We start from the raw sequence: 23,930 nt of genomic DNA on the forward strand, positions 1-23,930 counted from the left end.
CAGATGCCCTTTGCGGGCACTCACAAGGGCATCTGCTGTACAAAACCCGCCAGCACGCATCACTTTAGGAGCCTCCGCATGACCCGCTTGTTCAATGAACCCGCAGCCTTCGCTGACGAGATGATCGAAGGATTTGTCGCCTCGCACGGCCGCTGGGTACGGCGCGTCTCCGGCGGCGTCGCCCGCAGCACCCAGAGCAGCCCGGACTCCGTGGCCCTTGTCATTGGCGGCGGCTCGGGCCACTACCCGGCTTTCGCCGGCTTGGTGGGCCAGGGCCTGGCGCACGGTGCAGCGATGGGCAATCTCTTCGCCTCCCCCTCCGCCCAACAGGTCTACAACGTGGCCAAGGCAGCGGACAACGGCGGCGGCATCCTTCTGGGCTACGGCAACTACGCCGGCGATGTCCTGCACTTCACGCAGGCCCAGGACAAGCTCCGCGCCGAAGGCATCGATTGCCGCAGCGTCGCGGTCACCGATGACATCTCCTCCGCTCCCCTGGCCGAAAAGCACAAGCGTCGCGGGATCGCCGGGGACCTGACAGTTTTCAAGGTCGCTGCCGCCGCGGCTGAAGCCGGCTACTCCATGGATGCAGTCCTTGAAATCGCCGAGCGCGCCAATGACCGCACCCGCTCGTTCGGCGTCGCGTTCACCGGCTGCACGTTGCCCGGCGCGGATCACCCGCTCTTCACAGTTCCCGAGGGGCGGATGGCCGTGGGCATGGGCATCCACGGAGAACCGGGCATTGCCGAAACTGACATTCCGACGGCGGACCAGCTCGCCGAGCTGCTGGTCAAGGACCTCCTGGCCGAGGTCCCGGACGGCCTCACGGCACGGGGCGCACGCGTCGTACCTATTCTTAACGGGCTGGGCAGCGTTAAGTACGAAGAACTCTTCGTCGTCTACCGCCGCGTGGCCCAGCTCCTTGCCGAAGCAGGCATCGAGGCTGTTGACCCGCAGGTGGGCGAACTCGTGACCAGCTTCGACATGGCCGGCACCTCCCTCACTCTCTTCTGGCTGGATTCCGAGCTTGAGGAACTCTGGCTCGCACCCGCCGACGCACCGGCTTTCCGCCGTGGTGCAGTCACAGCGACCGCGCTCGACGCCGCACAACTCGCCGCCGGCAACGACGTGGCGGAGCGTTCCATCCCAGTTGCCTCCGGGGTTTCCCGTGACGCGGCAGCCCGTGTCCTTGCAGCACTTGGCGCCGCGAAGGCAGTCATCGACTCAAACGTGGACGAACTGGGAAGGATCGATGCGATCGCCGGCGACGGCGACCACGGCATCGGCATGGAACGCGGAGTCCGGGCCGCCGTCGAGGCCGCAGCAGACGCCGTCGAACGCGGTGCCGGTGCTGCCACCACCCTCTACTTTGCCGGTGACGCCTGGGCGGACAAGGCCGGAGGTACGTCAGGCGCCCTCTGGGGCATGGCTTTGCGCGCGGTCGGCGACGCCTTGGGTGATGTCAACGCGCCCGACGCCGGTGCTGTCGCCACCGGTGTGGCCGACGCCGCTGCCGCGATCATGAACTTTGGCAAGGCCAAGGTGGGCGACAAAACCATGGTTGACGTCCTGGTCCCGTTCCGCGACTCACTCAGCGAGGGCGTCCACCACGGCCAGTCCCTCACCGAAGCGTGGGGAACCGCCGCAGCGACGGCCCAGCAAGCAGCCGAAGCTACCGCGCAACTGCTGCCCCTCATGGGCCGCGCCCGACCGCACGCCGAAAAGAGCCTCGGAACCCCCGACGCCGGCGCCATTTCCCTGGCGCTGATCGTCCGAGCCATCCACAACACTTTCGCGAAAACCAAAACCGCAGAGAACACCCCAGTTAAGGAGAACGCATGAGCGCCACACTGCGCCTGGTCATCGGATCGGACGACGCCGGATTCGAGTACAAGGAAGCCCTGAAGGCCGATCTGGAAGCGAACCCCCTGGTGGAGTCCGTGACCGACGTCGGAGTAGACGCCACGAGCCACACTCCATACCCGTCCGTGGCGATCGCGGCCGCTGAATTGATTGCCGCTGGCAAGGCCGACCGCGCGCTCTTGGTGTGCGGCACCGGCCTCGGCGTCGCGATCGCGGCGAACAAGGTCCCAGGCATCCGCGCTGTCACCGCCCACGACTCGTTCTCCGTGGAACGCTCGGTCCTTTCGAACAACGCCCAGGTCCTGACCTTCGGGCAGCGCGTGGTCGGACTGGAACTCGCCCGCCGCCTGGCCAAGGAATGGCTCACCTACACCTTCGACGAAAGCTCCGCCTCGGCCGAGAAAGTCACACTGATTAAGGACTACGAGGGTGTCACTTCCTGCTAAGACCGCCTCAGCAAAAGCGGTAATCGGCGTGAGCCTGAAGATGTACTTCGGCTACCAGCGCTCCCTGGACTATTGCCGGGACGTTGCCACCATTGCCTTCAAGCACCCGGCCGTGGTGAGCGGCGAGATCGAGGTGTTCGTGCTCCCGAGCCTGCCGGTCCTGCCCGAAGCGGCCCGGATCCTGGGCGCAGCCGGCGTTGGTACCGGAGCGCAGGACATCTTCTGGGAAGACGAAGGCGCCTACACGGGCGAGGTTGGCGGCAAGACGGTTGCAGAACTCGGCGGCCGGTACGTCGAGGTTGGCCATGCCGAGCGTCGCCGGATCTTCGGCGAAGACGATCGGGTCATCGGCCTCAAAACCGCCGCGGCTTACCGCAACGCCCTCACGCCCGTGCTCTGCGTCGGCGAACTGACCGCCGGGTCCCCGGAAGAAGCGATCGCCCACTGTACGGCGGAGATGGACGCCGCGCTCAACCGTGCCGCAACTCTCGGCCCCACAAGCCGGACCATTGTGGCCTACGAACCGCAATGGGCCATCGGAGCGCCGGAACCTGCAACGCCCGAGTACATCAGCGCCGTGGTTCGCGGCTTGGACGAGCACCTGCGTTCGTTGCTAGGTCAGGAAGACAGCCGCGTTATCTACGGCGGCAGCGCCGGACCGGGCCTGATCACCGAACTGGACACCGCCGTCGCGGGCTTGTTCCTGGGCCGCTTCGCGCACGATCCGCAGGCGCTGAAAACCATCTTGGACGAAACAGCCGCACGGCTCGCCGCGAAGAAGGTGGCAGCATGAGCAGGATCGGACTCAGCAGCTACGCGTTCTTCTGGCAGCTCTCGGACCAGGTCAGCCAGCCACTAAGCATCCACGACGCGCTGCGGAAAGCCGCGGACCTGGATGTGGACCTCTTCCAGATCTGCGACTACGCACCGCTGGAAGACATGAACGACGACGACCTCGCCGCCGTCCGCCGTACGGCAGACGGGCTGGGGATCACCTTGGAAGTGGGGACAAAGGGGATCCGCCCGGAGCACCTGCGGAAGTTCCTGCGCATTTCGGGCATCTTGGGCTCGGACCTGCTGCGGACCATGTTCAACGTCCCCGGCCACACCCCCACGGCAGACGAAGCAACGGCGATCTTCAAAGAAGTCCTGCCCGAGTTTGAGGCAGCCGGGGTGAGGATCGCGATCGAGACCTACGAACAGGTCCCCACCGAACGGATCCTGGACGTCGTCCGCCGCATCAACAGCCCGTACCTGGGTATCTGCAGCGATCCCGCCAACACCGTGGCCGCGATGGAGATGCCCCGCGAGGTGATCGACGCCGTCGGGCCTTATGTCCTGAACATGCACATCAAAGACTTTGCGTTCAGCCGCAAACAGGGATGGGTCGGGTTCACTTACTCGGGCGCACCCCTGGGCGAAGGCCTTCTGGACTACGACTACATGGTCAAGAAGATCCGGCCCAAAGAAAGAAACATCAACCAAATCGTCGAGCACTGGCTGCCGTGGCAGGACTCCGAAGCGGAGACCATCCGCCTCGAAAACCAGTGGACCCAACAAAGCCTCGATTTCCTAAGGAGCAAGTGAAATGTCAGCAGAACAATTGACCGTCGCCGTTGTCGGAGCCGGTGGCAAAATGGGGATGCGCGTTTCCGCCAACCTCCAGAAGTCCAACCACAACGTCTTCTACAGCGAGAACTCCCCCGCCGGCCAGGAGCGCGTCCGCGCCGAAGGCCGCGACATCACCACCACTGACGACGCCGTCAAGACCGCCGACGTCGTCATCCTCGCCGTTCCGGACACCGTCCTTGGCATCGTCTCCGAGGGCGTCGTGCCGCAAATGAAGTCCGGCGCGATCCTCCTGACCCTTGACCCGGCCGCCGCCTACGCCGGCCTGCTGGCCAAGCGCGACGACGTGGTCCAGGCCGTCGCCCACCCGTGCCACCCGTCCGTGTTCCTGGAGCGCACCACCAAGGAAGAATGGGCAGATACCTTCGGCGGCCAGGGAGCCCCGCAGAACGTCGTCTCCGCGATCGACGAGGACGCACCCGCCGCGACCCGCGACGTAGCCGAAGCCGTCATCCGCACCATCTACGCCCCCGTGATCGACGTTCACTGGGTCACCGTCAAGCAGCTCGCCATTCTGGAACCCACCTTGGTGGAAACCGTGGCCTGCATGATCGGCACCCTGCTCAACGAAGCCCTCCACGAAACAGTCCACACCGCCGGTGTTCCCGAGGAAGCGGCCAAGGCCATGCTGTTCGGCCACGTCCAGATCGCGCTCACCAACGCCCTGCGCGGCTCCAACCCGTTCTCGGAGGCCTGCGAAATCGCCATCCAGTACGGCAAGGACACCATCATCAAGGACGACTGGAAGAAGATCTTCGACGACTCCGAACTGGACGGCGTGATCGCCAAGATGCTCAAGCTGGACGCCGTGAAGCGCTAAATCCTCCAACTCCTTCGCGAGACGGCATTTATCCCCATATTTGGAGGTTAAGTGGCGCCTCGCGAAGGTGTTTAAGGGGTTTACCAGCCGCCCCGCGCCAGCGATCATGAAATGAGGCGCAAGCACCGCCGACCGCAACCCCACGGCCGCCCCTTGCGCCGCGGAGGCGCAGCGACATGTCACCCACTATTGAGCCAGCGGACGGGTTCCTGACCGACTACTACGAGCACGTGGCCGACGACGACGTCCGCAACTGCACCGCGGACACCCTGTTGGAACGGGCCCGCTACCACCGATCCTTGGCCGAGCGCCGTGAACCTGGACAGGCGTTGATCGGAGTCCTGAACGAGGCCGATGCCAGCGTGGTCGCGATTGTCACCGACGACATCCCTTATCTATTGCCCTCCGTGACCGCAGAGATCGCCCGGGACAACGCCGCCATCCGGCTGCTGGTCCATCCCACGTTCAGCGTCACCCGTGATCCGGCCACTCGCCGCCTGATCGAGGTCCACAAAGGCCCGCATCGGACCGGGCTGCCGTCCGGCGTCGATACTTCCTCGTCCGCCTCGGTCACCTCGCCGGACGCGGACTCGGACACGGACGCGCACGACGCCGGATCGCTCACCGAGGCTTGGGTGGCAGTGGAGATCTCCAGGTTGCCCGATGAAGAGAGTTCCGAGCGCTTGGTGGAGCGATTGCAAACCGTCATCGGCGATGTCCGGGCCGCAGCAGAAGACACGCCGGCCATCCACCAAGAACTGGCCCACGAGATCCAAAGTTTGGAAGGCAAACCTGGCGGCCAGGAAGTCCAGGAGCTGCTGCGCTGGCTGGAGGACGGGAATTTCGTGTTCCTGGGATATCGCGGCAGGCAAGGTTTGGGGCTCCTGCGGGAGAGCCTTGAGGGTGCGGCCCAGCCGGCCAACCCGTCACCAAGACCGGGTGGAGCGCCAGTCCTCACACTCACCAAATCCACCCTGCGCTCCACCGTGCTCCGCCGCGCCTACCTCGACGAAATCAGCCTTACAACCGTGGACGCACGCGGTGAAACCACCAGCGAACGCAGCTTCGTGGGCCTCTTCGCGCCCAGTGCCGCCTCTCGCTCCGCACTCCAGATCCCGGTCATCAGGGACACGGTGGAGGACGTGTTGGAGAGCTTCGGCTACGCCCCGACGTCGCACCATGGCAAGGAACTCCTGGCCGTGATGGAGGCCTATCCGCGTGACGAGCTCTTCCATATAGATGCCGAGCAACTGGCCATGCACGCCCGGGACATCCTCCGGTTGCAGGAACGGCACAGTACGCGGCTCTTCCTGCGGCCGGATTCGCATGGCCGGTTCATGACCGCACTGGTGTTCCTGCCCCGCCACCGGTACAGCACGGCGGTGCGCCTCAACATCGAGCGTGAACTGCGTGAGGCCTTCGGATCGGATGCGATCGAATTTGAGCTGCGCCTGGGCGAATCCGCCATGGCCCGCGTGTTCTTCAGGGTGCTGTTGCCGCAGGAGGGTGCGCCCGCCGTCGTCGATTCCGCGGTCCTGGAGCAGCGCATCGTGGCCGCCACGCGCTCGTGGGCGGAGGGCCTGGACGAGGCACTCCTGGCGCGGTACCCATCCGATGAGGCCTCGCGCTTGTCCCGGCAGTGGGCCGCAGCGTTTCCGCCCGTCTACAAGGCCGATTATGAGGTAGAGGACGCGGTTGAGGACATCGCGAAGTTCGAAAGCTTCCCGGCCGGAGACGACGAAAGAGCCGACCCACTGTTGACCGTCTACCGGCGCCCTGGCACAGCAGTCCTGGCCGAGGACGCACGGATCCGCATCTACCTGACCAGGCCTCAGAGCCTCACCCAGATCCTGCCGTTCTTCCACAACCTGGGCCTCAAAGTGCTGGACCAGCGGCCCTTCGACGTGCAACGTGCCGACGGCCGGCAATTCTTCCTGTACGACCTCGGACTCAAGTACCCCCGCGGCGTGGATCCCCTCGGCACCGGCGACCTTCTGGCGGGCTCGTTCTGTGCCGCCATGCGCGGTGATGTGGAGTCGGATGCGTTCGATGCCCTGGTCCTGACCGAGCGGATTGACTGGCGCCGGACCGCCATCCTGCGCGCTTACGCCAAATACCTCCGGCAACTGGGCAGCACCAACTCCTACGGCTTCATCGCGGACACCCTTCGCGAGAATGTCCGCGCCACCCACGCGCTCCTCGAGTTGTTCGAGGCCAAGTTCAATCCGGACACCTTTGCGCCGGATCTTTTCGAACCTGTCCTTTTCAATCCCAAGCTGGTTCACGGTGATGTTTTCGAGGAAGGCAGCAGCGAACTCAGCCACCGGACACAGGCCGTCCATGCCGCCCGCACCGAACTGACAGAAGCGATCGACGCCGTCCCGGTCCTGGACGCCGACCGTCTCCTGAGGTCCCTCGCAAGCCTGGTGGAGGCGACGCTGCGCACCAATTTCTACCTGGACAAGCCGTATGTGAGTTTCAAGCTCAACCCGTCGTCCATTGCGGTGGCCCCCGCGCCAAGGCCAAAGTTTGAAATCTGGGTCTATTCGCCGCGCGTTGAAGGCGTGCATTTACGCTTCGGCGCGATTGCCCGCGGCGGCCTCCGCTGGTCCGACCGCCGTGAAGATTTCCGCACGGAGATCCTTGGCTTGGTGAAAGCCCAGACGGTCAAGAACGCCGTGATTGTGCCGACGGGTGCCAAGGGCGGGTTCTTCCCCAAGCATCTCCCGGACCCTGCCGAGGACCGGACCGCTTGGCTGGCCGAAGGACAGGAAAGCTACCGCATTTTCATCCGGGGACTGCTGGACATCACGGACAACCTGGTGCCGGATCCCGACGGCGGCACGAACGGTCGGGTGGTCGCGCCACCTCGCGTTGTGCGCCACGACAGCGACGACTACTACTTGGTAGTGGCGGCTGACAAAGGGACGGCCGCTTTCTCGGACATCGCCAACGCCTTGGCTGCGGAGTACGGCTTCTGGCTGGGTGACGCCTTCGCGTCGGGTGGTTCTGTGGGCTACGACCACAAGCAGATGGGCATCACGGCCCGCGGCGCCTGGGAGTCCGTACGGCATCACTTCAGTGAACTGCTGATCGACTCACGCGCGGAGGACTTCACCGTGGTGGGCATCGGCGACATGAGCGGAGATGTGTTCGGCAACGGCATGCTGCTGTCCAACCACATCAAGCTGGTGGCCGCCTTCGACCACCGGCACATCTTCCTTGATCCCACCCCGGACCCGGGCGCGTCCTACTCCGAGCGGGAACGTCTCTTCCGGCTCCCGCGCTCCTCCTGGGCGGACTACGACCCTGCCAAGCTCAGCCCCGGCGGCGGCGTGTTCTCGCGGCTGGAGAAATCAATCGCCATCACCGAAGAGGTCCGGCTCGCTTTGGGCCTGGAAGAAGGCGACGTTCCGAAAGGCCACATGGCGATGAGCCCGCCCGAGCTTCTCAGGGCAATCCTCAGCGCCCCCGTCGATCTCCTGTACAACGGCGGAATCGGCACCTACGTGAAGGCAAGCACGGAGTCCCATGCCGACGTCGGGGATAAATCGAACGACGCCATCAGGGTTAACGCCTCCCAGGTCCGTGCACACATCATCGCCGAAGGCGGCAACCTGGGAGTCACCCAGCGCGGCAGGATCGAAGCCGCCTTGGCTGGCGTGCTGGTGAACACGGACGCGATCGACAATTCCGCCGGCGTGGATTGCTCGGACCATGAAGTAAACATCAAAATCTTCCTGGACCGCATGATCGCCGCAGGCAGGATGCCTGTTGAGGAAAGGACAGAGTTCCTGCATTCCCTGCAGGACGAAGTGGGGCGGCTCGTGTTGAAAACGAACACGGACCAGAATGTCCTCCTGCTCAACGACAAGCAGCTCGTCATGCAATGGAGCCCGAGTTTCGAGCGGACCATGGACTGGCTGGACACGGTCACTGACCTGGACCGCGATCTTGAATGCCTGCCCACCACGGAGGAAGTGCAGGCCCGCGTCGCCGCCGGCCGCGGCCTGACGACGCCGGAACTCGCTGTGCTTGCGGCCTACGCCAAGATCGAGTTGGCCCGGGAACTGACCGAAGGCGGCTTGGCGGATGATCCGTGGTTCTCCCAAACCATGCATGAATACTTCCCCCGGCAGCTCTCCGAACGGTTCGGCGAACACCTCTCCACGCATCCCCTGCGCCGACAGATTGTGGCCACCGTGGTGGCCAACGACATGATCAATCTCGGTGGCATCGCCTTCGCCTTCCGAGCCATGGAAGAAACCACGGTTTCAGCCTCGGCAGTGGCACGCGGGTTCGTGGTGATGCGACACCTCTTTGACCTCGATTCCGTGACCGAGGCCATTGCACAACTCCCCGCAAGCATTCCCAGCGAGCACGGGTGCGCCGTAGCACTGGACATGCGGCGGCTGCTGGACCGCTCCACCCGCTGGTACGTCACGCACGATTTCCGGGACAAGCCCATCTCGGATGCCCTGAGCCGCCTCGAAGCACCCATGTCACTGCTGCGGTCCAAGTTCACAAGCTTCCTGCACGGCATCAACCTGAACCATTCCCTCAAGCGCCTGGCCCACACGGACTCCGTCGGACTGCCGCATGCCTTGGGTATCCGTGCCTCGGAACTGTTGGTGAGCTATGGGCTCCTGGACATCTCCGCGATCGCCGAGGAACTGCAGGAACCCGTGGAGGCGGTGTCCGAGGTCTATTTCGCAGTGTTTGAACGAATCTCGGCCATCCCCTTGCTGGAGCACATCACCATGCTTCCCCGGGATACCCATTGGGAAGCGCTGGCCCGGGCCGCGCTGCGCGATGACATGTACCTGGTCCTGGCCGACATGACCAAAGCAGTGGTCCGGCACACGCCCCGATCCTCGGAAGCAGCGGCCGATCCGGTGGAACGGATCATGGACTGGGAGCGGGGAAACATCGAACAGCTCGCACGCATCCAGGACACCATCCAAGAGGCCATCAAGCCTGGTCCGGTGGACATCGCGGCCCTCTCAGTGGCGGTAAAACTACTGCGCGCCATGGTCCGGAGATGAGAGCTGCGTCACCAACTTTGCCAGTCATCTTACATATATTTGGGTCACAGGTCCTATGATTGATAGGTCGCCCTCGCATGCGACACGTAATAGGAGGCCCCCAACATGACCGCTGTAATGACTGAAGAACGCGAAATCCGCTTGTCCTTTGAGCGCGCGGACGAGATCCATGACGGACTCGACCGCGCCGTGGACACGCTGATCGAGAGTGCAGCTGCCGACGCAAGCTGCGGCATTCTGGTGACCCGGCACGAGCCCGGCACCTACACCGTGGCACTGGACGAATCCGTTCCCTTCGGCCAGACCCACGAAGTTCTCGCTGCCTAGCAGCAGCTGCCGATTGGCAACTGCGTAGTTAGCAACAGCAGCGACGCAAAAAACCGGGGCCATGGCCCCGGTTTTTTGTTGTGTTCTTCGAAGTACCCTGCGGGACCCCACCTATGCCCGGCGGATAGTCACGCCGTCGGACTTCATGAACAGTTCCTTGCCTTCCTCGGTGACACCGGGCCCTGAATGCTCAAGCCACACCACGTTTCCACTGCTGGAGATTTCCTCGACCAGCCCTGCTGCGATCACGTGGGCGTATTTGACCACTTCGACCCTCTCGCCAACCTTCAGCGTTTTCCAGTCGGAAACCGTAGCCGAGTGAGCGTTTCGCCTGGACAGGACTGCTCCGCGTGCCTTCATTGAACTTCTACCCCTTTGTGGATGTTCTCTGTATGTGTATTGAGTTATTGAACGGTTGCCCGTCAAGCCCACGACATCGTTGGCGTGGACGTGACGTACACCATAAGTTCTACTACATTTGCCACGCCCCGGAGATTGCGTTGCGAACAATTTCCGGGGCATGACAAATCTGCTCAGTAAATGAGCGCTTTATTCGACGTCAGGCCAAAATCCCGACGGCGGATTCGGCGGCCGCACGGACCGCGCCTGAGCCAACCAAACGGTCAGCCGCTTCCAGTTCCGGCGACAGGAACCTGTCGGTACCCGGTCCCTGGACCACTTCGCGAAGCACCTCAAGCACTGCCGTGCCGGCAGGACCCGGGGTGAGTTCGCCGTCGGACATCTGCGTACGCATGTCGATGGCCCGGGCGCTGGTGACCAGCTCCACGGCCAGGACGCGGCGGAGGTTCTCCACGGCTTTACGCAGCTTGCGGGCGGCGTGCCAACCCATGGACACGTGGTCTTCCTGCATGGCGGAGCTCGGGATGGAGTCCACCGATGCCGGGACGGCCAGTCGCTTGTTGTCCGAGACCAGGCCGGCCTGCGTGTACTGGGCGATCATGAGGCCGGAGTCCACGCCGGGGTCAGCGGCCAGGAAGGCCGGGAGTCCGTGCGAGCGTGCGGGGTCCAGCATGCGGTCCGTGCGGCGCTCCGCGATCGAGGAGAGGTCCGCGACGGCGATCGCCAGGAAGTCCAGGACATAGGCCACGGGGGCGCCGTGGAAGTTGCCGTTGGACGTGACGCGGCCGTCGGGGAGGACCACCGGGTTGTCGATCGCGGCGGCGAGTTCGCGGGAAGCCACCAGTGCGGCGTGGTCCACGGTGTCGCGGACAGCGCCTGCAACCTGCGGGGCGCAACGCAGCGAGTAGGCGTCCTGCACCTTGGTGTCGTTAATCCGGTGGGACGCGACAATCGGCGAGTTGGACAGCACGCGCAGCATGTTGTCTGCGCTGGCAGCCTGACCCGGGTGGGGTCGCAGGGCTGCGTGCAGTTCCGGCAGGAAGACCTGGTCCGTGCCCAGCAATGCCTCGACGCTCAGCGCCGCAGTGACGTCCGCCGTCGCGAGCAACAGACGAATGTCAGCGATGGCCATCAGCAGCATGCCGAGCATGCCTTCGGTGCCGTTGACGAGGGCAAGGCCCTCCTTCTCCGCGAGGGTGACCGGCTCGATGCCGTGCTGCGCCAGCAGCTCAGCGACCGTTGCCTTGCCCGGAACGCCGTACAGCTCGCCGTCGGGACCCGTTGCTTCGCCTTCGCCCATGAGCACCAGGGCGCAGTGGGACAACGGCGCGAGGTCCCCGGAGCAACCCAGCGAGCCGAATTCGCGCACCAGCGGGGTGATTCCGGCGTTCAGGACGTCAACCATGGTCTGCAGGACCACGGGACGGACGCCCGTGCGGCCGGATGCCAGGGTCTTGGCGCGGAGGAACATGATGCCGCGGATCACTTCGCGTTCGACAGCCGGGCCCATGCCTGCAGCGTGGCTGCGGATGAGCGACTTCTGCAGCTGCGTGCGGAGGTCGTTGGGGATGTGGCGGTTGGCCAGCGCACCGAAGCCCGTGGAGATGCCATAAGCGGGGACGTCGCTCGTGGCGAGGCTGTCGATGTGTGCCCGGACCTTGGCAACGTTGTCCAGGGCTTCCTGGGAGATGGTCACCTTGGCGTCATGGCGTGCGACGGCGACGACGTCTTCCGGGGTCACGCCACTGGAACCGAGGGTAACGGTCAGGGGTTCGTGGGTAGTAATAGTCACTTTGTTGCCTACTTCTCGTTCATGGGGATGCGGACGCCGCGTTCGTTGGCGACCTCGATAGCGCGGTCGTAGCCCGCGTCGGCGTGGCGGATCACGCCCATGCCGGGATCGTTGGTCAGGAGCCGTTCGAGCTTCTGGGCTGCGAGCTCGGTGCCATCAGCAACCGAGACCTGCCCGGTGTGGATGGACCGACCAATGCCCACACCCCCACCATGATGGATCGACACCCACGTCGCCCCCGAAGACGCCGCAGTCAACGCGTTCAGCAACGGCCAGTCAGCAATCGCGTCCGAACCATCCTTCATGGCCTCGGTCTCCCGGTACGGGGACGCCACCGAGCCTGAGTCCAGGTGATCACGGCCGATCACGATCGGGGCCTTGACCTTGCCCTCGGCGACCAACTGGTTGAACAGCAGCCCGGCCTTGTGCCGTTCGCCGTACCCAAGCCAGCAAATACGCGCCGGCAAACCCTCGAACTCCACCCGCTCCTGCGCCGCATCAATCCACTTATGCAAGTGCGTGTTCTCCGGGAACAACTCCTTGATCGCCTCATCCGTGACCCGGATATCCTCCGGATCCCCCGACAATGCCACCCAGCGGAACGGGCCCAGGCCCTCGCAGAAGAGCGGCCGGATATACGCCGGAACGAACCCGGGGAACTCGAACGCCCGGTCATAACCGCCCTTGCGTGCCTCATCACGGATCGAGTTACCGTAATCAAACACCTCAGCCCCGGCATCCTGGAACTCCACCATCGCCTGGACATGCTTGGCCATCGAAGCCTGGGCCTTCTTCGTGAACCCCTCCGGGTCAGCCTCGGCCTCGGCGTGCCACTCCGCCACGGTAATGCCCTCGGGCAGGTAAGACAACGGGTCATGGGCACTGGTCTGGTCGGTGACCACATCAAAGCTCACGTCCCCGGCCTTGTGCCGGCGCAGCAATTCCGGGAAGACCTCCGCAGCGTTGCCAACATAACCCACAGACCAACCACGACGCTCGGCCTTCGCCGCCTGGACCTTCGCGATCGCGGTGTCCAGATCCGTCTCAACCTCATCCAGGTAGCGCTTGCCCACCCGGCGGCGCAAACGGGACTCATCGACGTCCACAATCAAGCACGCGCCATCGTTCAGGGTCACGGCCAGCGGCTGCGCACCACCCATGCCACCGCAACCACCGGTCAAGGTCAGCGTCCCCGCCAGCGGGCCCTCGGTGGAACCCCCGGCAGCCGGGGCCGGGTGCCGGCCCTCCGCAGCGAGCTTGTTACCCACCGCCGCGAACGTCTCATACGTGCCCTGCAAAATGCCCTGGGTACCGATGTAAATCCAGGACCCGGCCGTCATCTGCCCATACATCATCAAACCCTCAGCCTCGAGGCGACGGAACTCAGGCCACGTCGCCCAATCCCCCACCAGGTTCGAGTTCGCCAACAACACCCGCGGAGCCCACTCATTGGTACGGAACACACCCACCGGCTTGCCCGACTGCACCAACAACGTCTCGTCCTTCTCCATGGTCTCCAGGGTCCGGGTAATCGCATCAAACGCAGCCCACGACCGCGCAGCACGACCCGTACCCCCATACACCACCAAATCATCAGGACGCTCAGCAACCTCAGGATCAAGGTTATTCATCAACATGCGCAACGGCGCCTCAGTCTGCCACGACTTGGCAGTAAGCAAAGTACCCCGAGCGGCCTTAACCGGACGGGCACCAGTAGTGAAATCGGCGGGTGCCATGATGACTCCTTCGTCTGTGGGAAGTGTGTGGTGGAAAGATCTTCTGCTTCTACTAAAGCCCCTTTATTGCGCCGCCGGAACGGCTTTTTGAAGGGTGCTGTCCGGGATTACAGACGCACGCCTTCCGGCTGCGATCCCCCGGCCAGGCGCGGTGGTACAGCATCGCCACCCCTCGCATTCGCGCTACATTGAGCGCATGCTGGACCCATGGCAACGTTCCGAGTGACGACGCTCGTCGCGGCGCCGCCCGAGCACGTCTTCGCGGCTTGGACGGACCCGGACCGGTTCCCTGAATGGATCGGCGGAGTCACCCGCGTGACCGACCGCATCGGCTCAATCGACCAGGCGGGCAGCCGCTACACAGTGTGGTTCGGGCGAATGGCCAGCCCCACCGAAATCCTTGCCGTCGAGCGGCCTTGGCACCTCCGCACACGGTTCGGCAATGCGATCCTGAAGGGCGAGTCAGATGTGAGGTTTGCCGCCGAGGGCGGGGGCACGCGCATCAACCAGGAGTTCGAGACCCGAGGATTCGTCTCGGCGATCTTCGCGCGGCTTTTCGCCATGGGATCCTACCGGGGCAGCTTCCGCGGTGAGCTGGAGACCTTCCGCAAACTCGTCGAGCGCGAAGCCTCGGGGCCAGGCGGACCGAAGCCGAGTGGAGAATAGGCTCATACGGAGTATGCGAACGGATTAGCCCGCCGGGCGGCCGTGGATGCGGACTGACAACTCGTCAGCCGCTTTTTGGATGCGGGCAGCGAGTTTCGGCCATTGCTCAGCCGGCACTTTGTCCTCGATGAACGTGACGGCGACTGCCGCCGTCGGCCATCCCAAATGGTCGGTCACGGCGGCGGCGATGGAGCCGAATCCCGGCGTGATTTCGCCGTTTTCCGTGGCGTAGCCGCGCTGTCGTACCTGATCCAGATGCGAGGACAGCGCCGAGTACTTCATGATGGGGGATTCGACCTCGTGCCGGGACGTGAAGGCGGCTGCGTTCGGGTACAAGGCCCGGACTTGCGACTTGGGCAAGGCAGCCAGGATCGCGCGACCAGACGCGGTGAGGTGGCTGGGCAGGCGGACGCCGACGTCGGTCACCAGGCTCGGGCGGTTCTTGGCACGCTCCTCCACGATGTAGAGGACATCGCGGCCGTGGAGCACGGCCAAGTGCGCGCTTTCGCCGATCGCGTCAACCAACGAGGCAAGCATGGGCCGTCCCAGCCGGGACAGCGGCTCCTGCCTCGAATAGGCGGAGCTGAGCTCAAAAGCGCTGATGCCCAGCCCATAGCGCTGCTCCTCGTGCAGGTGCAGAACGAAGCCGTTCGCTTCCATCACGCCGAGCAGGTGGTAAACGCTTGAGCGCGGCAAACCGAGCGCCGTTGCAATGTTCGACGCCGCCATGGGACCGCGGCGCGAGGCCAACAGTTTCAGGATGCGCAGCGTATTTTCGGCGGCAGGGACCTTGGACGTGGCCTTGCCTGGTGCCAATGGCGTCGTTGTCATGATTCCTCGCTGCTCGTGGTGCTGGAGCGGGCACCGGAAAGCACGCTGTCCGGTATCCCGTACTTAAGCGTGCACCCTTGGAGGGGTGGGCGCCATGCCACTTCACAAGAGGCGTGTCCGGAATACCAGACTTGGACCGCCGGCCACGATCATCCGGCGGCAGCTCAGGCCGTACCAACCTCCCGACGCCGTACGGCCACGAGCGCGAACAACACCAGCGCCGCCCCAATCCCCAACATCCAGAACCCGCCGCTCCAATCGGTTCCGGAGCTGGTGACCACAGGCGTGTGAGTGAAGGGCGAAAGGTCCCTGAGTGACTTATCGAACCCCAGCATTCCGCCGTAGACACCCAGCACGACGCCCAAGGCCAGCAACGCCCAGCCGATCGGCACAGTAGCCCGGGGAACAACGACGAAAACCGCAGCCGGCAACGCCAAGTAGAGCAACGCAGCCGGGATCTGGGCCAGAGCTGTTTCCCATACATTGCCCACGGCTGATTCGCCGGAGACCAGTAAGGAATACCAGGCACCCAACGCCGCGAACACCATCACGAGGACCACCGAGGCCGCGCCAAGGCCGAGGAAGCTCCCGAACCACCGGACACGTCCCAGCGGCTCCGAAAGGACCAGTTCGGCGGTGCCTGCCACTTCTTCCTGCCTCAACCGCAGAACGGCCTGGAGTCCGCAGGCCGCCGCAAGGATGCCGCCGATTTCGAACAAAACAGCAATGAGCAACTGCGCCATTGTTGTTCCTTGCGCCTCAATCATGGCTCTCAGAATGGCTGTGACGGAGGAATTTGTGATGCTGACCTGCTGGATGGCAGCCCCGAGCGCCCCGGTGAGCAGGCCCGCGATGAACCCGCCAATGCACCAACTGGCGATCGCACCCTGCTGGAGACGGAGTGCCAGAGCGAAGGGCCCACGGAGCGAGCGGCGGGCGTCCGCGCGGCCTCGCCGTCCCGCCAGCACGCTGGCGCCAACGTCGCGCCTGGACATCACGACGGCGGTCAGGGCGACGCATACGACGCCAAGACCCAGCGGCAACAGCAAGGGCCACCATCGGTTTCCTGTGTAGGCAAACGTCTGCTGTCCCCAGCCGATCGGCGATACCCAGCTCGGCCACGCCGCCGTGACAGTGAGTCCGTCCTGGCTGACCTCGCCGGTCGCGTCGCCGAAACCGCGCAGAAGATAGGCAGCCACCACCAGCCCTGCCGCGGCACCGTTTGCCCCACGTGAGGTACTCATGAACTCGGATGCCAGCAGTCCAACCGCAAGGAACGCCAACCCAATGACTCCTGTCGCAAGGCCGGCCACAAGGGAGCCGGCGGCATCGAGCCCGCCGGCGATAAAACCGAACATGACAGCCGCGGCCACCAGCACGTTCGCCACGAGCCCATGAGTCACAGTCGCCGCCAAGGGCATCCACCGACCGGCCGCTGTGGCCGCGACAAGCTCAGCCCGGCCGGTTTCTTCTTCGGCGCGCGTATGCCGCACGGCCATGAACGTGTTCATCAGTCCGGCAAGTACTCCGATGAAAGCGAAGATCTGGAAGAACGTGAACGCATCCAGCGCCGGGCCGCGAACAAGCCCGCGGAGAATCAAGATGGCGGGAGTTGCCGTTGCGACATGCAGGATCTCGGCACGGGAAGCATCGTCACCGTACGCCGAAGCCACCGCGGTTGTTGCAAACAGCGCGAGCGCACCGATCGATACAACCCAGCTCAGAAGTTGCCACCGGTCACGGCGGAGCCGCTGCCAGTACAGGTCAAGGAAACGGCTCATCTCAATGGCCCGTCCGGGCGGGTGGGCGGCGGTGCCGATGGTGAGTGCCGCCGTCGGACTTCGCTTCCTCTGTCTGGGGTGGAAGGGCAACGCCGTAATGCCGGAGGAACAACTCTTCAAGCGACGGTGGAGCGACCAGGAGACCCTGCACGCCAAGGCTGCCAAGGAGCGGCAGGATTTCATGGACGCGGTCCGAGTCGGCACTGAACTTGACCCTGCCGGCGGCCAGGGTGAGGTCGTGTACTTGGGAAAGATTAGCGAGGGCCTGGACGTCCACGTTGTCCGTTGCGAACGAGATCCCCGTACGGGTCAGATGCCGCAGCGAGTCGAGGGTGCCGCCGTCGACAATCCGACCGGCGCGGATGATGCTCACGCTGTCGGCCAGCTGCTCTACCTCGGAGAGAATGTGGCTGGAGAGAAGGACGGTTGCCCCGTTCTCACCGACTAGCCTGCGAACCTCGCGAGTAAAGACGGCCTCCATCAACGGATCCAGACCGCTGGTCGGCTCGTCGAGGAGGTAGACCTCGGCGTCCGCAACGAGGGCTGCGATGAGCGCAACTTTCTGACGATTGCCTTTGGAGTAAGCCCGGCCCTTCTTGGTGGGGTCGAAGTCGAAGAGTTGGCACAAGCGCTCTTTTCGCCGCCGATACTCGCCGCGATCCGTCCCGCCGTCCCTGAGCCGGGACAGGAAGTCGATGGCCTCTCCCCCTGAAAGATTCGGCCAGATGCTCACGTCGCCGGGAACGCTGGCCACACGGCGGTGAAGTTCGACGGCGTCGGCCCATGGGTGCAATCCAAGGACGCTTGCGCTGCCGGATGAGGCCCGTGCCAGACCCAGCAGGATCCGCAGCGTGGTGGATTTCCCCGCGCCGTTCGGGCCAAGGAAGCCATGGACTTGCCCAGCACGGACTTCCAGGTCAAGGCCGTCCAATGCCTTGACCTGGCCGAAATTCTTATGGAGATCAACGGTCTGAATGACGGTATCCATGGAGCCGACGTTACGCAGGATCGGCGCGTCTGTGAAGAAAGATACCGCCCCATCCGCGTTAGGAAATCGTCAAGACTTCCGGGAGCGATTGGGACTCACACCGGATGTCATGCCAGGCGGCCACCTCCTGGGCCTTGGCGAACCCGGAAGGGCTGGCGAGGCACCTGCTCCTCCAGAACCCCGCCCCAGGGGCGTGCGCCTAAGGCTTGGGCTTAGGCTTCGGCTTCGTCGCAGCCACCGGCGCGGGCTTGGTTGCTGTCGCGGGCTTGGTTGCTGTCGCGGGCTTGGCCGTTGCCGTTGTCGGCGTCCTCCGGCGCAGCAGGAAGGTGATGCCACCGGCGGCTGCGGCAACCAGCAACGCAATCAGCCCGACGGTCCAGCCGTTTGGACCGGTCGACGTACTTGCCGCTGTGGCGGGCATTTGAGCCTCGGGTTCCACTGAAACGATGTCATTCGGGTTCGCGGTGCCGGCCGGAGGAGCCGGGAGAACGGGAGCATCAAGGGCTGGCAGCGCAGGCATCCCGCCCGTTGCGGGGATCACGACGGCGGAGACGGGCGCGCGCTGCCACGGCACCACGGCCGGGGCTGCTCCGGTCAACTGGTCGACGTCCACCAGCGGCAACGCACCAACCTGACGTGAAGCTGCGGTCGCCTCAGCCTGGCGCGCTGCTTCAGCAGCCTTGGCCGCTTCTGCCTGGCGTGCCGCCTCAGCCGACGTGGCAGCGTCGGCCGCCTTGCGGGCGTCGAGCGCTGCTTTGTCCGCCAGTGCTGCGAGTTCGGTGATCATGGCCTCGAGCGAGGCGACGTGGTCCGCGGTGGCCCTGTCACGCTCGGCAGCCGCGGCTTTTCCGCGGGTCATGAATGCCTGAAGATCTGCCCGGCTGCCGTCCAGGGCGACACTGGCCGCTGCCCGGACCTCTGGTGTTGAATCCAAAGCGAAGGTCGTCTGGACGCGGTTATCGAGGTTCAGCGCTTGATCGAATCCGTACTCCAGGAAGTACCGGACATCTGCGTGGCTGCTGGAACTGAGAGCGGCGTCGGCAGCTGCGTTTACGTGCCCGCCTCCAAGGTCGAGAAGCTGGTAAACACGCTGCCGGTCGGCGCCCAAAGCAGAGCCGTCCAGTGTGAAGGCCGCAGCGTAGCCGTCGGTGATGAAGCCCTTGATTGCAGAGTCCCCGCCCCGCAGGGCAGCCTCAGCGACCTTCTTCACCTCAGGGGTGCCGGTGAGCGCCAGGTCCAGCGTGGCCTGACGGGCTTCCTTGATCAACGCATCCAGCGCGGCACCGGGCGCATTCAGGGTTGCCAGTAGCTCCGGAAGTTCGTCGGCCGCCTTAGCGAAGGCGGCCTTTGCGGGCTCCTCCGATGTCAGCAGCGCATTATCCATGGCCTGCCGGGGCGTGGCCAAGGACGAAAGGAAATCCCTGTCCGCGACCAGACGCGATGTGTCCGCTGACCTCGCGGCGGCTGCGGTGCTTCGAGCGTGCTCGACGGCGGTCTTCGCCCGGTCTGCGACGGCTGCGGTGCCGTTGGGGTTGGCCGCGATGTCGTCCTTGACCTTCTGAAGAATGGCGGCCACCGCCGTTGATTCTGCATGGTGGTCTGCGGCGGCGAACTGCCCATACCGGAGGAAGTCAGCTATTGCATCAGGGTTGTTCGTGTCGAGTGCTGCCTGAGCTCCGCGGGTTACTGAAGGTACGCGTGATTCGGTCAGCTGATATGCGGCCTCCCGGTCCTGCCCCTGGGCTATCTTCCGCCAGCCCGCAAGGACGAACCGCTCGATGGCTTCCTCGCCCTTATCCAGACTGTCGGAAGCGGCCGCCCGAAGTGGTCCCTCCGTGTCCAGGAACCATGTAGCTGTGATCCGCAGATCAAGTTCCCAGGCACCCGCCCAACCTTTGGAGAGGAAGGCATCGATCTTCGCGGGGTCGTTGGTGGCCAGCGTTTTGGCGGCCCCTTCCCGCACGCTTGCACTCCCCCGCGTCGTCAGTTCGGTGACCAACTGCTTGCGGTCGGCGGCCAGCGCGACGTCCTGTCCGCCGTCGAGGAATGTCTGCGTGGCGCCTGGACCGCCCACCAAGGCAAGCTGCGCAGCCGCGCGCGTTGCCGGGCCACCTGTCCTCCACAGCTCAAGCACACCGGCAGCGTCACCAGCCCGCTTCACGAACGGAACGGGAGCCTGCGACGCGTGCGGGAGCTCAAAGTCCGGGAGGTCGTAAGCCTGCGCGGGAGCGGCGAACAGCAGCGACGCCGAACCGATCAGCGACGCCACAGCAGCAGCGGTCCAACGGCGACGTGCAGCACGGAATGAAGCAGAGCGGAATACAGACAAGAAGAGTCCCCCAATAAAGTCCGACGGCAGCCCTCATGTCATCGGAGGCGACGCACGGGGCGAGGGATGCCTGACCGGGATGATGAGCTGTCCGCGGTCATCCTATCTGACGTTCGACTACGACTTTGACCACCGAGCTTCCACGGATCACGGGCATCCCAACCCTGCCCGGGCCCCAATGTCTGCGATCAAAGACAGCAAACACCCGTGAGACCGATCACAAGGCAGCCAAAAGTGATGTGCTGGATAGCGATCCCCTCCCAAAGACGAGAAGGTTTTACCATGCAACAAACCACGCTGGCCTCGAAGGACACTGTCCTCCAGGCCGCCGGTACGGCGCTCAGCCGTGGCCTCAACGTCCGTCATATCCGCTTCATGGCACTCGGATCCGCAATCGGCACGGGGCTCTTCTACGGTTCCGCCTCCGCCATCCAGAAAGCCGGCCCAGCCGTCCTGCTGGCCTACATCATCGGCGGCGCCGCCGTGTTCATGGTGATGCGCGCACTCGGCGAAATGGCCGTCAGGCACCCCGTCTCCGGCTCGTTCGGCCAGTACGCAAGCAAGTACCTCGGACCATTCGCAGGCTTCGTGACCGGCTGGACCTACGTGTTCGAGATGGCGATCGTTGCCATCGCCGACGTCACCGCTTTCAGCATCTATATGGGCTTCTGGTTCCCTCAAGTGGACAGATGGATCTGGGTCCTCGCGATCATCCTGTTCCTCGGCGCCATGAACCTCCTGAGCGTCAAGGTCTTCGGTGAACTCGAGTTCTGGTTCTCGCTCATCAAGGTAGTGGCGATCATCGCCATGATCGTCGGCGGTACGGCGATCGTCGTATTCGGCTTCCAAACGGGCGACGGCGGTGGCGTGGCACCGGGGCTGGGGAACCTTGTGAACCACGGCGGTTTGTTCCCGAATGGTTTCGAGGGGCTCCTGGCCGCGTTCGCCGTCGTGATGTTTGCCTTCGGTGGGATCGAAACGATCGGTATTACCGCCGGTGAGGCCGCCGACCCCAAGAAGGTCATCCCGCAGGCAGTCAACACTGTTCCCGTCCGCGTGCTTCTGTTCTACGTACTGACCCTCGGCGTGCTGATGAGCATCTTCCCGTGGAACGAAATTGGCAGCAGCGGCAGTCCATTCGTGCAGATCTTCGATGGCCTGGGGATCCCCGCGGCGCCGCACATCCTCAACGCCGTGGTCATCACGGCAGCGCTTTCTGCGATCAACAGCGACATCTTCGGCGCCGGCCGCATCCTGTTCGGCCTTGCCCAGCAGGGTCACGCACCCAAGAGCTTCGGCAAGATCTCCCGGCATGGTGTGCCGTGGATGACCGTGGTGATGATGGGCGGCATCCTGCTGGTGGGCGTGGTGTTGAACGCTGTCATTCCCGAGGACGTGTTCGTGCTGATCGCATCGATTGCCACGTTCGCCACCGTGTGGGTTTGGGTGATGATCCTGGCTTCGCACGTCGCCATGAAGCGGGAGATCAAGCGCAGGGGCCTGCCGGCATCGGAATTCGGTTCGCCGCTGTGGCCCGCAGCATCGATCCTGACCATCGCGTTCATGGCCATGGTGATCGTCATCCTGGGCGTCTTCGAGGACACCCGCGTGGCACTGTACGTTGGCGCCACGTGGCTTGTCCTACTGTTCGTGGCTTACAAACTGTGGGTCCGCGGTGGTGGCCTGCGCCGTGCAGAGCTGGTGGACGAGACCGCGTCGATCCCCTTGGTGAAAGCTCCGTAGCTCCTGCGAGAGGTCAGGCACGGGTTGCTAGACGCGCTGGCTCCCGCCGATGCTCGCCCACGTGGCCTGGCGGAGGTGAGGCTTTGGACTGGTATCTGTGGCCGGTGGGGGTGCTGATTTCCAGTTGATGTCGGCCGCCGGGGATTGTTCTTGCGTTCCAGCCGGGGTTTTCTTTGGTGTGGTTGCATGCTTCGCAGAGCCCGGCGGCGTTGGCGAGGTTGGTTGCGCCACCGTTGTGCCAGGGAATGACGTGGTCGATGTGTCGGATGGGCGCGTCGCAGTAGGGTGTGCGGCAGGTGTCATCGCGGGTTTCGATGAAGCGTCGCATCCCGGGTGGGAAGAGTCGGGCTTTGGAGTCCATAGCCAGCAGTTCACCGCTGACGGGGGCGGTGTAGAGCCGGCGAAGGAAGACGTTGAAGTCCTTGCCCTCCTTGGACTCCGGGCTCCCATCAGCCTGCATCTCGGCTCCGTCTTTCACCCCTGCATCTGGCCCGGCTTGCCCTCCAGCGATGAGCGTCCGGGCCAATTCGGCGGGGACTATTCCGTAGCCTTGGAGCCGTGCGGGTTCGCTGTCGCCTTGGAAGAGGGTCCGGTCGGTCATGACGAGCTGCACATTGATGCCGCTGATGCCGCCGGGAGTGCCGGTGACCCGTTCAACCAGCGTGTCGGCCATGATCTGGCCGCGGGTGCGGGTGTCGCCGCCGGAGCGAGAGGAGTCGGCGTGGCGGGTGAGCGCGGCATACGCGGCGACGCCTTGGGCGACGGGGAGCAAGGCCGTCAGGATGGTCATGGTGTCCGGGGCAGGGCGGAGGCTGACGTGCCGATCGGTCGCGGCGCGGGCCGCGCGTTGGGTCACTGAGCGGGGATCGCGGAGGTAGGCTTCCGCCTTCGCGGCAGCGATGATGGTCTTGTCTCCGGCGCCGTCGAAGGTTCCGGTATCGGGGGCGAGTTCCGCATCAACGGCTGCCCGGTCTTCGGCGGACAGGCAGGCTGTTTCCTTCACGAGTAGCGTGGCCCGCCATTCGTTCAGCTGCCCGGTTTCCAGTGCGGCCATGGTGCGCGGCATCTCCGTGACCAGCGCCTTCGCCAGCCCGAGGAGACGCGACCCGCGATTGGGTGATTCGCGTCGGGCCAGGGCGATCTGCGCTCCCACACCCTTGCCCTGCTCAGTGGAGGGGACACCAGTGGCGGCTTGCTCGTGGCGCTGGGCCAGGTCAAACGCCACCGATGCGCGCGCCTGCAAAGCAGCGATCGCTGACTTCACATCTTCCAACCCACGAATCTGCTCGATCAACTCGTTGCTGCCTCCGCTGACGCGGAAAGACTGCACCTCGGAGAGGAGACGCTCCACCGAGCCAGCGTCGGCAGCCTCAACTGCGGCGCGGCGAGCTTGGTCCGGGTCCTCCAGCCCGTCTGATACGGGATCAGGATCAGGCAACGTCGTAATCACTGTGCTCGCCTCCCCAATCCCATCCATGGGAATCACTCTGCCAGCAAGCACCGGCCCACATCAGGCCCCAATTCGCCTATGTGGAAAACCCGAAAGGCCCCCGGCCGGGTGACAAAATCAGCAC

17 protein-coding genes are annotated in these 23,930 nt (G+C 64.5%); 9 read left to right on the forward strand and 8 right to left on the reverse strand.

Annotation, left to right across the window (positions count from 1 at the left end; translation table 11 throughout):
• The first annotated feature begins 78 nt into the window (after positions 1-78).
• The 7 genes from ACIQC5_RS09070 (at position 79) to ACIQC5_RS09100 (ending at position 10,130) form a co-directional block, all read left to right on the forward strand.
• The gene (locus ACIQC5_RS09070) at positions 79-1,842 is read left to right on the forward strand and encodes a dihydroxyacetone kinase family protein (protein ID WP_400280655.1); all 1,764 of its coding nucleotides are present in this window, start codon (positions 79-81) and stop codon (positions 1,840-1,842) included.
• Complete coding sequence (locus ACIQC5_RS09075; protein WP_400280657.1) at positions 1,839-2,309, forward strand: ribose-5-phosphate isomerase; 471 nt, start codon at positions 1,839-1,841, stop codon at positions 2,307-2,309. The genes ACIQC5_RS09070 and ACIQC5_RS09075 overlap by 4 nt, the downstream gene beginning before the upstream one ends.
• Complete coding sequence (locus tag ACIQC5_RS09080; protein ID WP_400280659.1) at positions 2,293-3,102, forward strand: triose-phosphate isomerase family protein; 810 nt, start codon at positions 2,293-2,295, stop codon at positions 3,100-3,102. The genes ACIQC5_RS09075 and ACIQC5_RS09080 overlap by 17 nt, the downstream gene beginning before the upstream one ends.
• Positions 3,099-3,896, forward strand: a complete 798-nt coding sequence (locus tag ACIQC5_RS09085) for a sugar phosphate isomerase/epimerase family protein (protein WP_400280661.1) — start codon at positions 3,099-3,101, stop codon at positions 3,894-3,896. The genes ACIQC5_RS09080 and ACIQC5_RS09085 overlap by 4 nt, the downstream gene beginning before the upstream one ends.
• A 1-nt stretch (position 3,897) precedes the next feature.
• Complete coding sequence (locus tag ACIQC5_RS09090; protein ID WP_400280663.1) at positions 3,898-4,758, forward strand: phosphogluconate dehydrogenase C-terminal domain-containing protein; 861 nt, start codon at positions 3,898-3,900, stop codon at positions 4,756-4,758.
• Between the two features lie 176 nt (positions 4,759-4,934).
• The gene (locus ACIQC5_RS09095) at positions 4,935-9,803 is read left to right on the forward strand and encodes an NAD-glutamate dehydrogenase (RefSeq protein ID WP_400280665.1); all 4,869 of its coding nucleotides are present in this window, start codon (positions 4,935-4,937) and stop codon (positions 9,801-9,803) included.
• Between the two features lie 105 nt (positions 9,804-9,908).
• Complete coding sequence (locus tag ACIQC5_RS09100; protein WP_400280667.1) at positions 9,909-10,130, forward strand: hypothetical protein; 222 nt, start codon at positions 9,909-9,911, stop codon at positions 10,128-10,130.
• Between the two features lie 111 nt (positions 10,131-10,241).
• Here the strand turns inward: ACIQC5_RS09100 and ACIQC5_RS09105 are convergent, their stop codons facing one another.
• From ACIQC5_RS09105 to ACIQC5_RS09115, 3 genes are all read right to left on the reverse strand, one after another.
• The gene (locus ACIQC5_RS09105; protein ID WP_400280669.1) at positions 10,242-10,490 is read right to left on the reverse strand and encodes a hypothetical protein; all 249 of its coding nucleotides are present in this window, start codon (positions 10,488-10,490) and stop codon (positions 10,242-10,244) included.
• A gap of 199 nt (positions 10,491-10,689) precedes the next feature.
• Entirely contained in the window at positions 10,690-12,282 is a 1,593-nt protein-coding gene (hutH, locus tag ACIQC5_RS09110) for a histidine ammonia-lyase (protein WP_400280671.1), read from the reverse strand.
• Between the two features lie 8 nt (positions 12,283-12,290).
• Entirely contained in the window at positions 12,291-14,018 is a 1,728-nt protein-coding gene (locus tag ACIQC5_RS09115; RefSeq protein ID WP_400280673.1) for a urocanate hydratase, read from the reverse strand.
• Between the two features lie 207 nt (positions 14,019-14,225).
• On the opposite strand from ACIQC5_RS09115, the gene ACIQC5_RS09120 reads away from it, so the two are divergent.
• Positions 14,226-14,684, forward strand: coding sequence for an SRPBCC domain-containing protein (locus ACIQC5_RS09120; RefSeq protein WP_400280675.1), 459 nt, complete (start codon positions 14,226-14,228; stop codon positions 14,682-14,684).
• 24 nt (positions 14,685-14,708) lie between these two features.
• Here ACIQC5_RS09120 and ACIQC5_RS09125 read toward each other — a convergent pair whose 3' ends face one another.
• The 4 genes from ACIQC5_RS09125 to ACIQC5_RS09140 form a co-directional block, all read right to left on the reverse strand.
• Positions 14,709-15,515: an IclR family transcriptional regulator gene (locus ACIQC5_RS09125; RefSeq protein ID WP_400280677.1), complete on the reverse strand. Its 807-nt coding sequence runs from the start codon at positions 15,513-15,515 to the stop codon at positions 14,709-14,711.
• Positions 15,516-15,679: 164 nt separating this feature from the next.
• The gene (locus ACIQC5_RS09130) at positions 15,680-17,296 is read right to left on the reverse strand and encodes an ABC transporter permease (RefSeq protein WP_400280679.1); all 1,617 of its coding nucleotides are present in this window, start codon (positions 17,294-17,296) and stop codon (positions 15,680-15,682) included.
• Between the two features lies 1 nt (position 17,297).
• Complete coding sequence (locus tag ACIQC5_RS09135; RefSeq protein ID WP_400280681.1) at positions 17,298-18,284, reverse strand: ATP-binding cassette domain-containing protein; 987 nt, start codon at positions 18,282-18,284, stop codon at positions 17,298-17,300.
• Positions 18,285-18,483: 199 nt separating this feature from the next.
• Positions 18,484-20,613 (reverse strand): ALF repeat-containing protein, encoded by a 2,130-nt coding sequence (locus ACIQC5_RS09140; protein ID WP_400280683.1) that lies wholly within the window; start codon positions 20,611-20,613, stop codon positions 18,484-18,486.
• Positions 20,614-20,895: 282 nt separating this feature from the next.
• Here ACIQC5_RS09140 and ACIQC5_RS09145 point away from each other — a divergent pair, with 282 nt between their 5' ends.
• On the forward strand, positions 20,896-22,356 hold the full coding sequence (locus tag ACIQC5_RS09145) for an amino acid permease (protein ID WP_400280685.1): 1,461 nt from the start codon (positions 20,896-20,898) through the stop codon (positions 22,354-22,356).
• Positions 22,357-22,369: 13 nt separating this feature from the next.
• Here ACIQC5_RS09145 and ACIQC5_RS09150 read toward each other — a convergent pair whose 3' ends face one another.
• The gene (locus tag ACIQC5_RS09150) at positions 22,370-23,833 is read right to left on the reverse strand and encodes an HNH endonuclease (RefSeq protein WP_400280687.1); all 1,464 of its coding nucleotides are present in this window, start codon (positions 23,831-23,833) and stop codon (positions 22,370-22,372) included.
• Positions 23,834-23,930: the final 97 nt, after the last annotated feature.

This window comes from Paenarthrobacter sp. NPDC092416 (genome assembly GCF_044755025.1).
Lineage (GTDB): Bacteria > Actinomycetota > Actinomycetes > Actinomycetales > Micrococcaceae > Arthrobacter.

Excerpts from the sequence above, each read along its gene's own strand:
- ACIQC5_RS09135 (WP_400280681.1), bottom strand. The coding sequence starts at position 18,284 with ATGGATACCGTCATTCAGACCGTTGATCTCCATAAGAATTTCGGCCAG.
- ACIQC5_RS09125 (WP_400280677.1), bottom strand. The coding sequence starts at position 15,515 with ATGACAACGACGCCATTGGCACCAGGCAAGGCCACGTCCAAGGTCCCT.
- ACIQC5_RS09130 (WP_400280679.1), bottom strand. The coding sequence starts at position 17,296 with ATGAGCCGTTTCCTTGACCTGTACTGGCAGCGGCTCCGCCGTGACCGG.
- ACIQC5_RS09095 (WP_400280665.1), top strand. The coding sequence starts at position 4,935 with ATGTCACCCACTATTGAGCCAGCGGACGGGTTCCTGACCGACTACTAC.
- ACIQC5_RS09115 (WP_400280673.1), bottom strand. The coding sequence starts at position 14,018 with ATGGCACCCGCCGATTTCACTACTGGTGCCCGTCCGGTTAAGGCCGCT.
- ACIQC5_RS09085 (WP_400280661.1), top strand. The coding sequence starts at position 3,099 with ATGAGCAGGATCGGACTCAGCAGCTACGCGTTCTTCTGGCAGCTCTCG.
- ACIQC5_RS09090 (WP_400280663.1), top strand. The coding sequence starts at position 3,898 with ATGTCAGCAGAACAATTGACCGTCGCCGTTGTCGGAGCCGGTGGCAAA.
- ACIQC5_RS09150 (WP_400280687.1), bottom strand. The coding sequence starts at position 23,833 with ATGGATGGGATTGGGGAGGCGAGCACAGTGATTACGACGTTGCCTGAT.
- ACIQC5_RS09105 (WP_400280669.1), bottom strand. The coding sequence starts at position 10,490 with ATGAAGGCACGCGGAGCAGTCCTGTCCAGGCGAAACGCTCACTCGGCT.
- ACIQC5_RS09120 (WP_400280675.1), top strand. The coding sequence starts at position 14,226 with ATGGCAACGTTCCGAGTGACGACGCTCGTCGCGGCGCCGCCCGAGCAC.
- ACIQC5_RS09100 (WP_400280667.1), top strand. The coding sequence starts at position 9,909 with ATGACCGCTGTAATGACTGAAGAACGCGAAATCCGCTTGTCCTTTGAG.
- ACIQC5_RS09075 (WP_400280657.1), top strand. The coding sequence starts at position 1,839 with ATGAGCGCCACACTGCGCCTGGTCATCGGATCGGACGACGCCGGATTC.
- ACIQC5_RS09145 (WP_400280685.1), top strand. The coding sequence starts at position 20,896 with ATGCAACAAACCACGCTGGCCTCGAAGGACACTGTCCTCCAGGCCGCC.
- ACIQC5_RS09070 (WP_400280655.1), top strand. The coding sequence starts at position 79 with ATGACCCGCTTGTTCAATGAACCCGCAGCCTTCGCTGACGAGATGATC.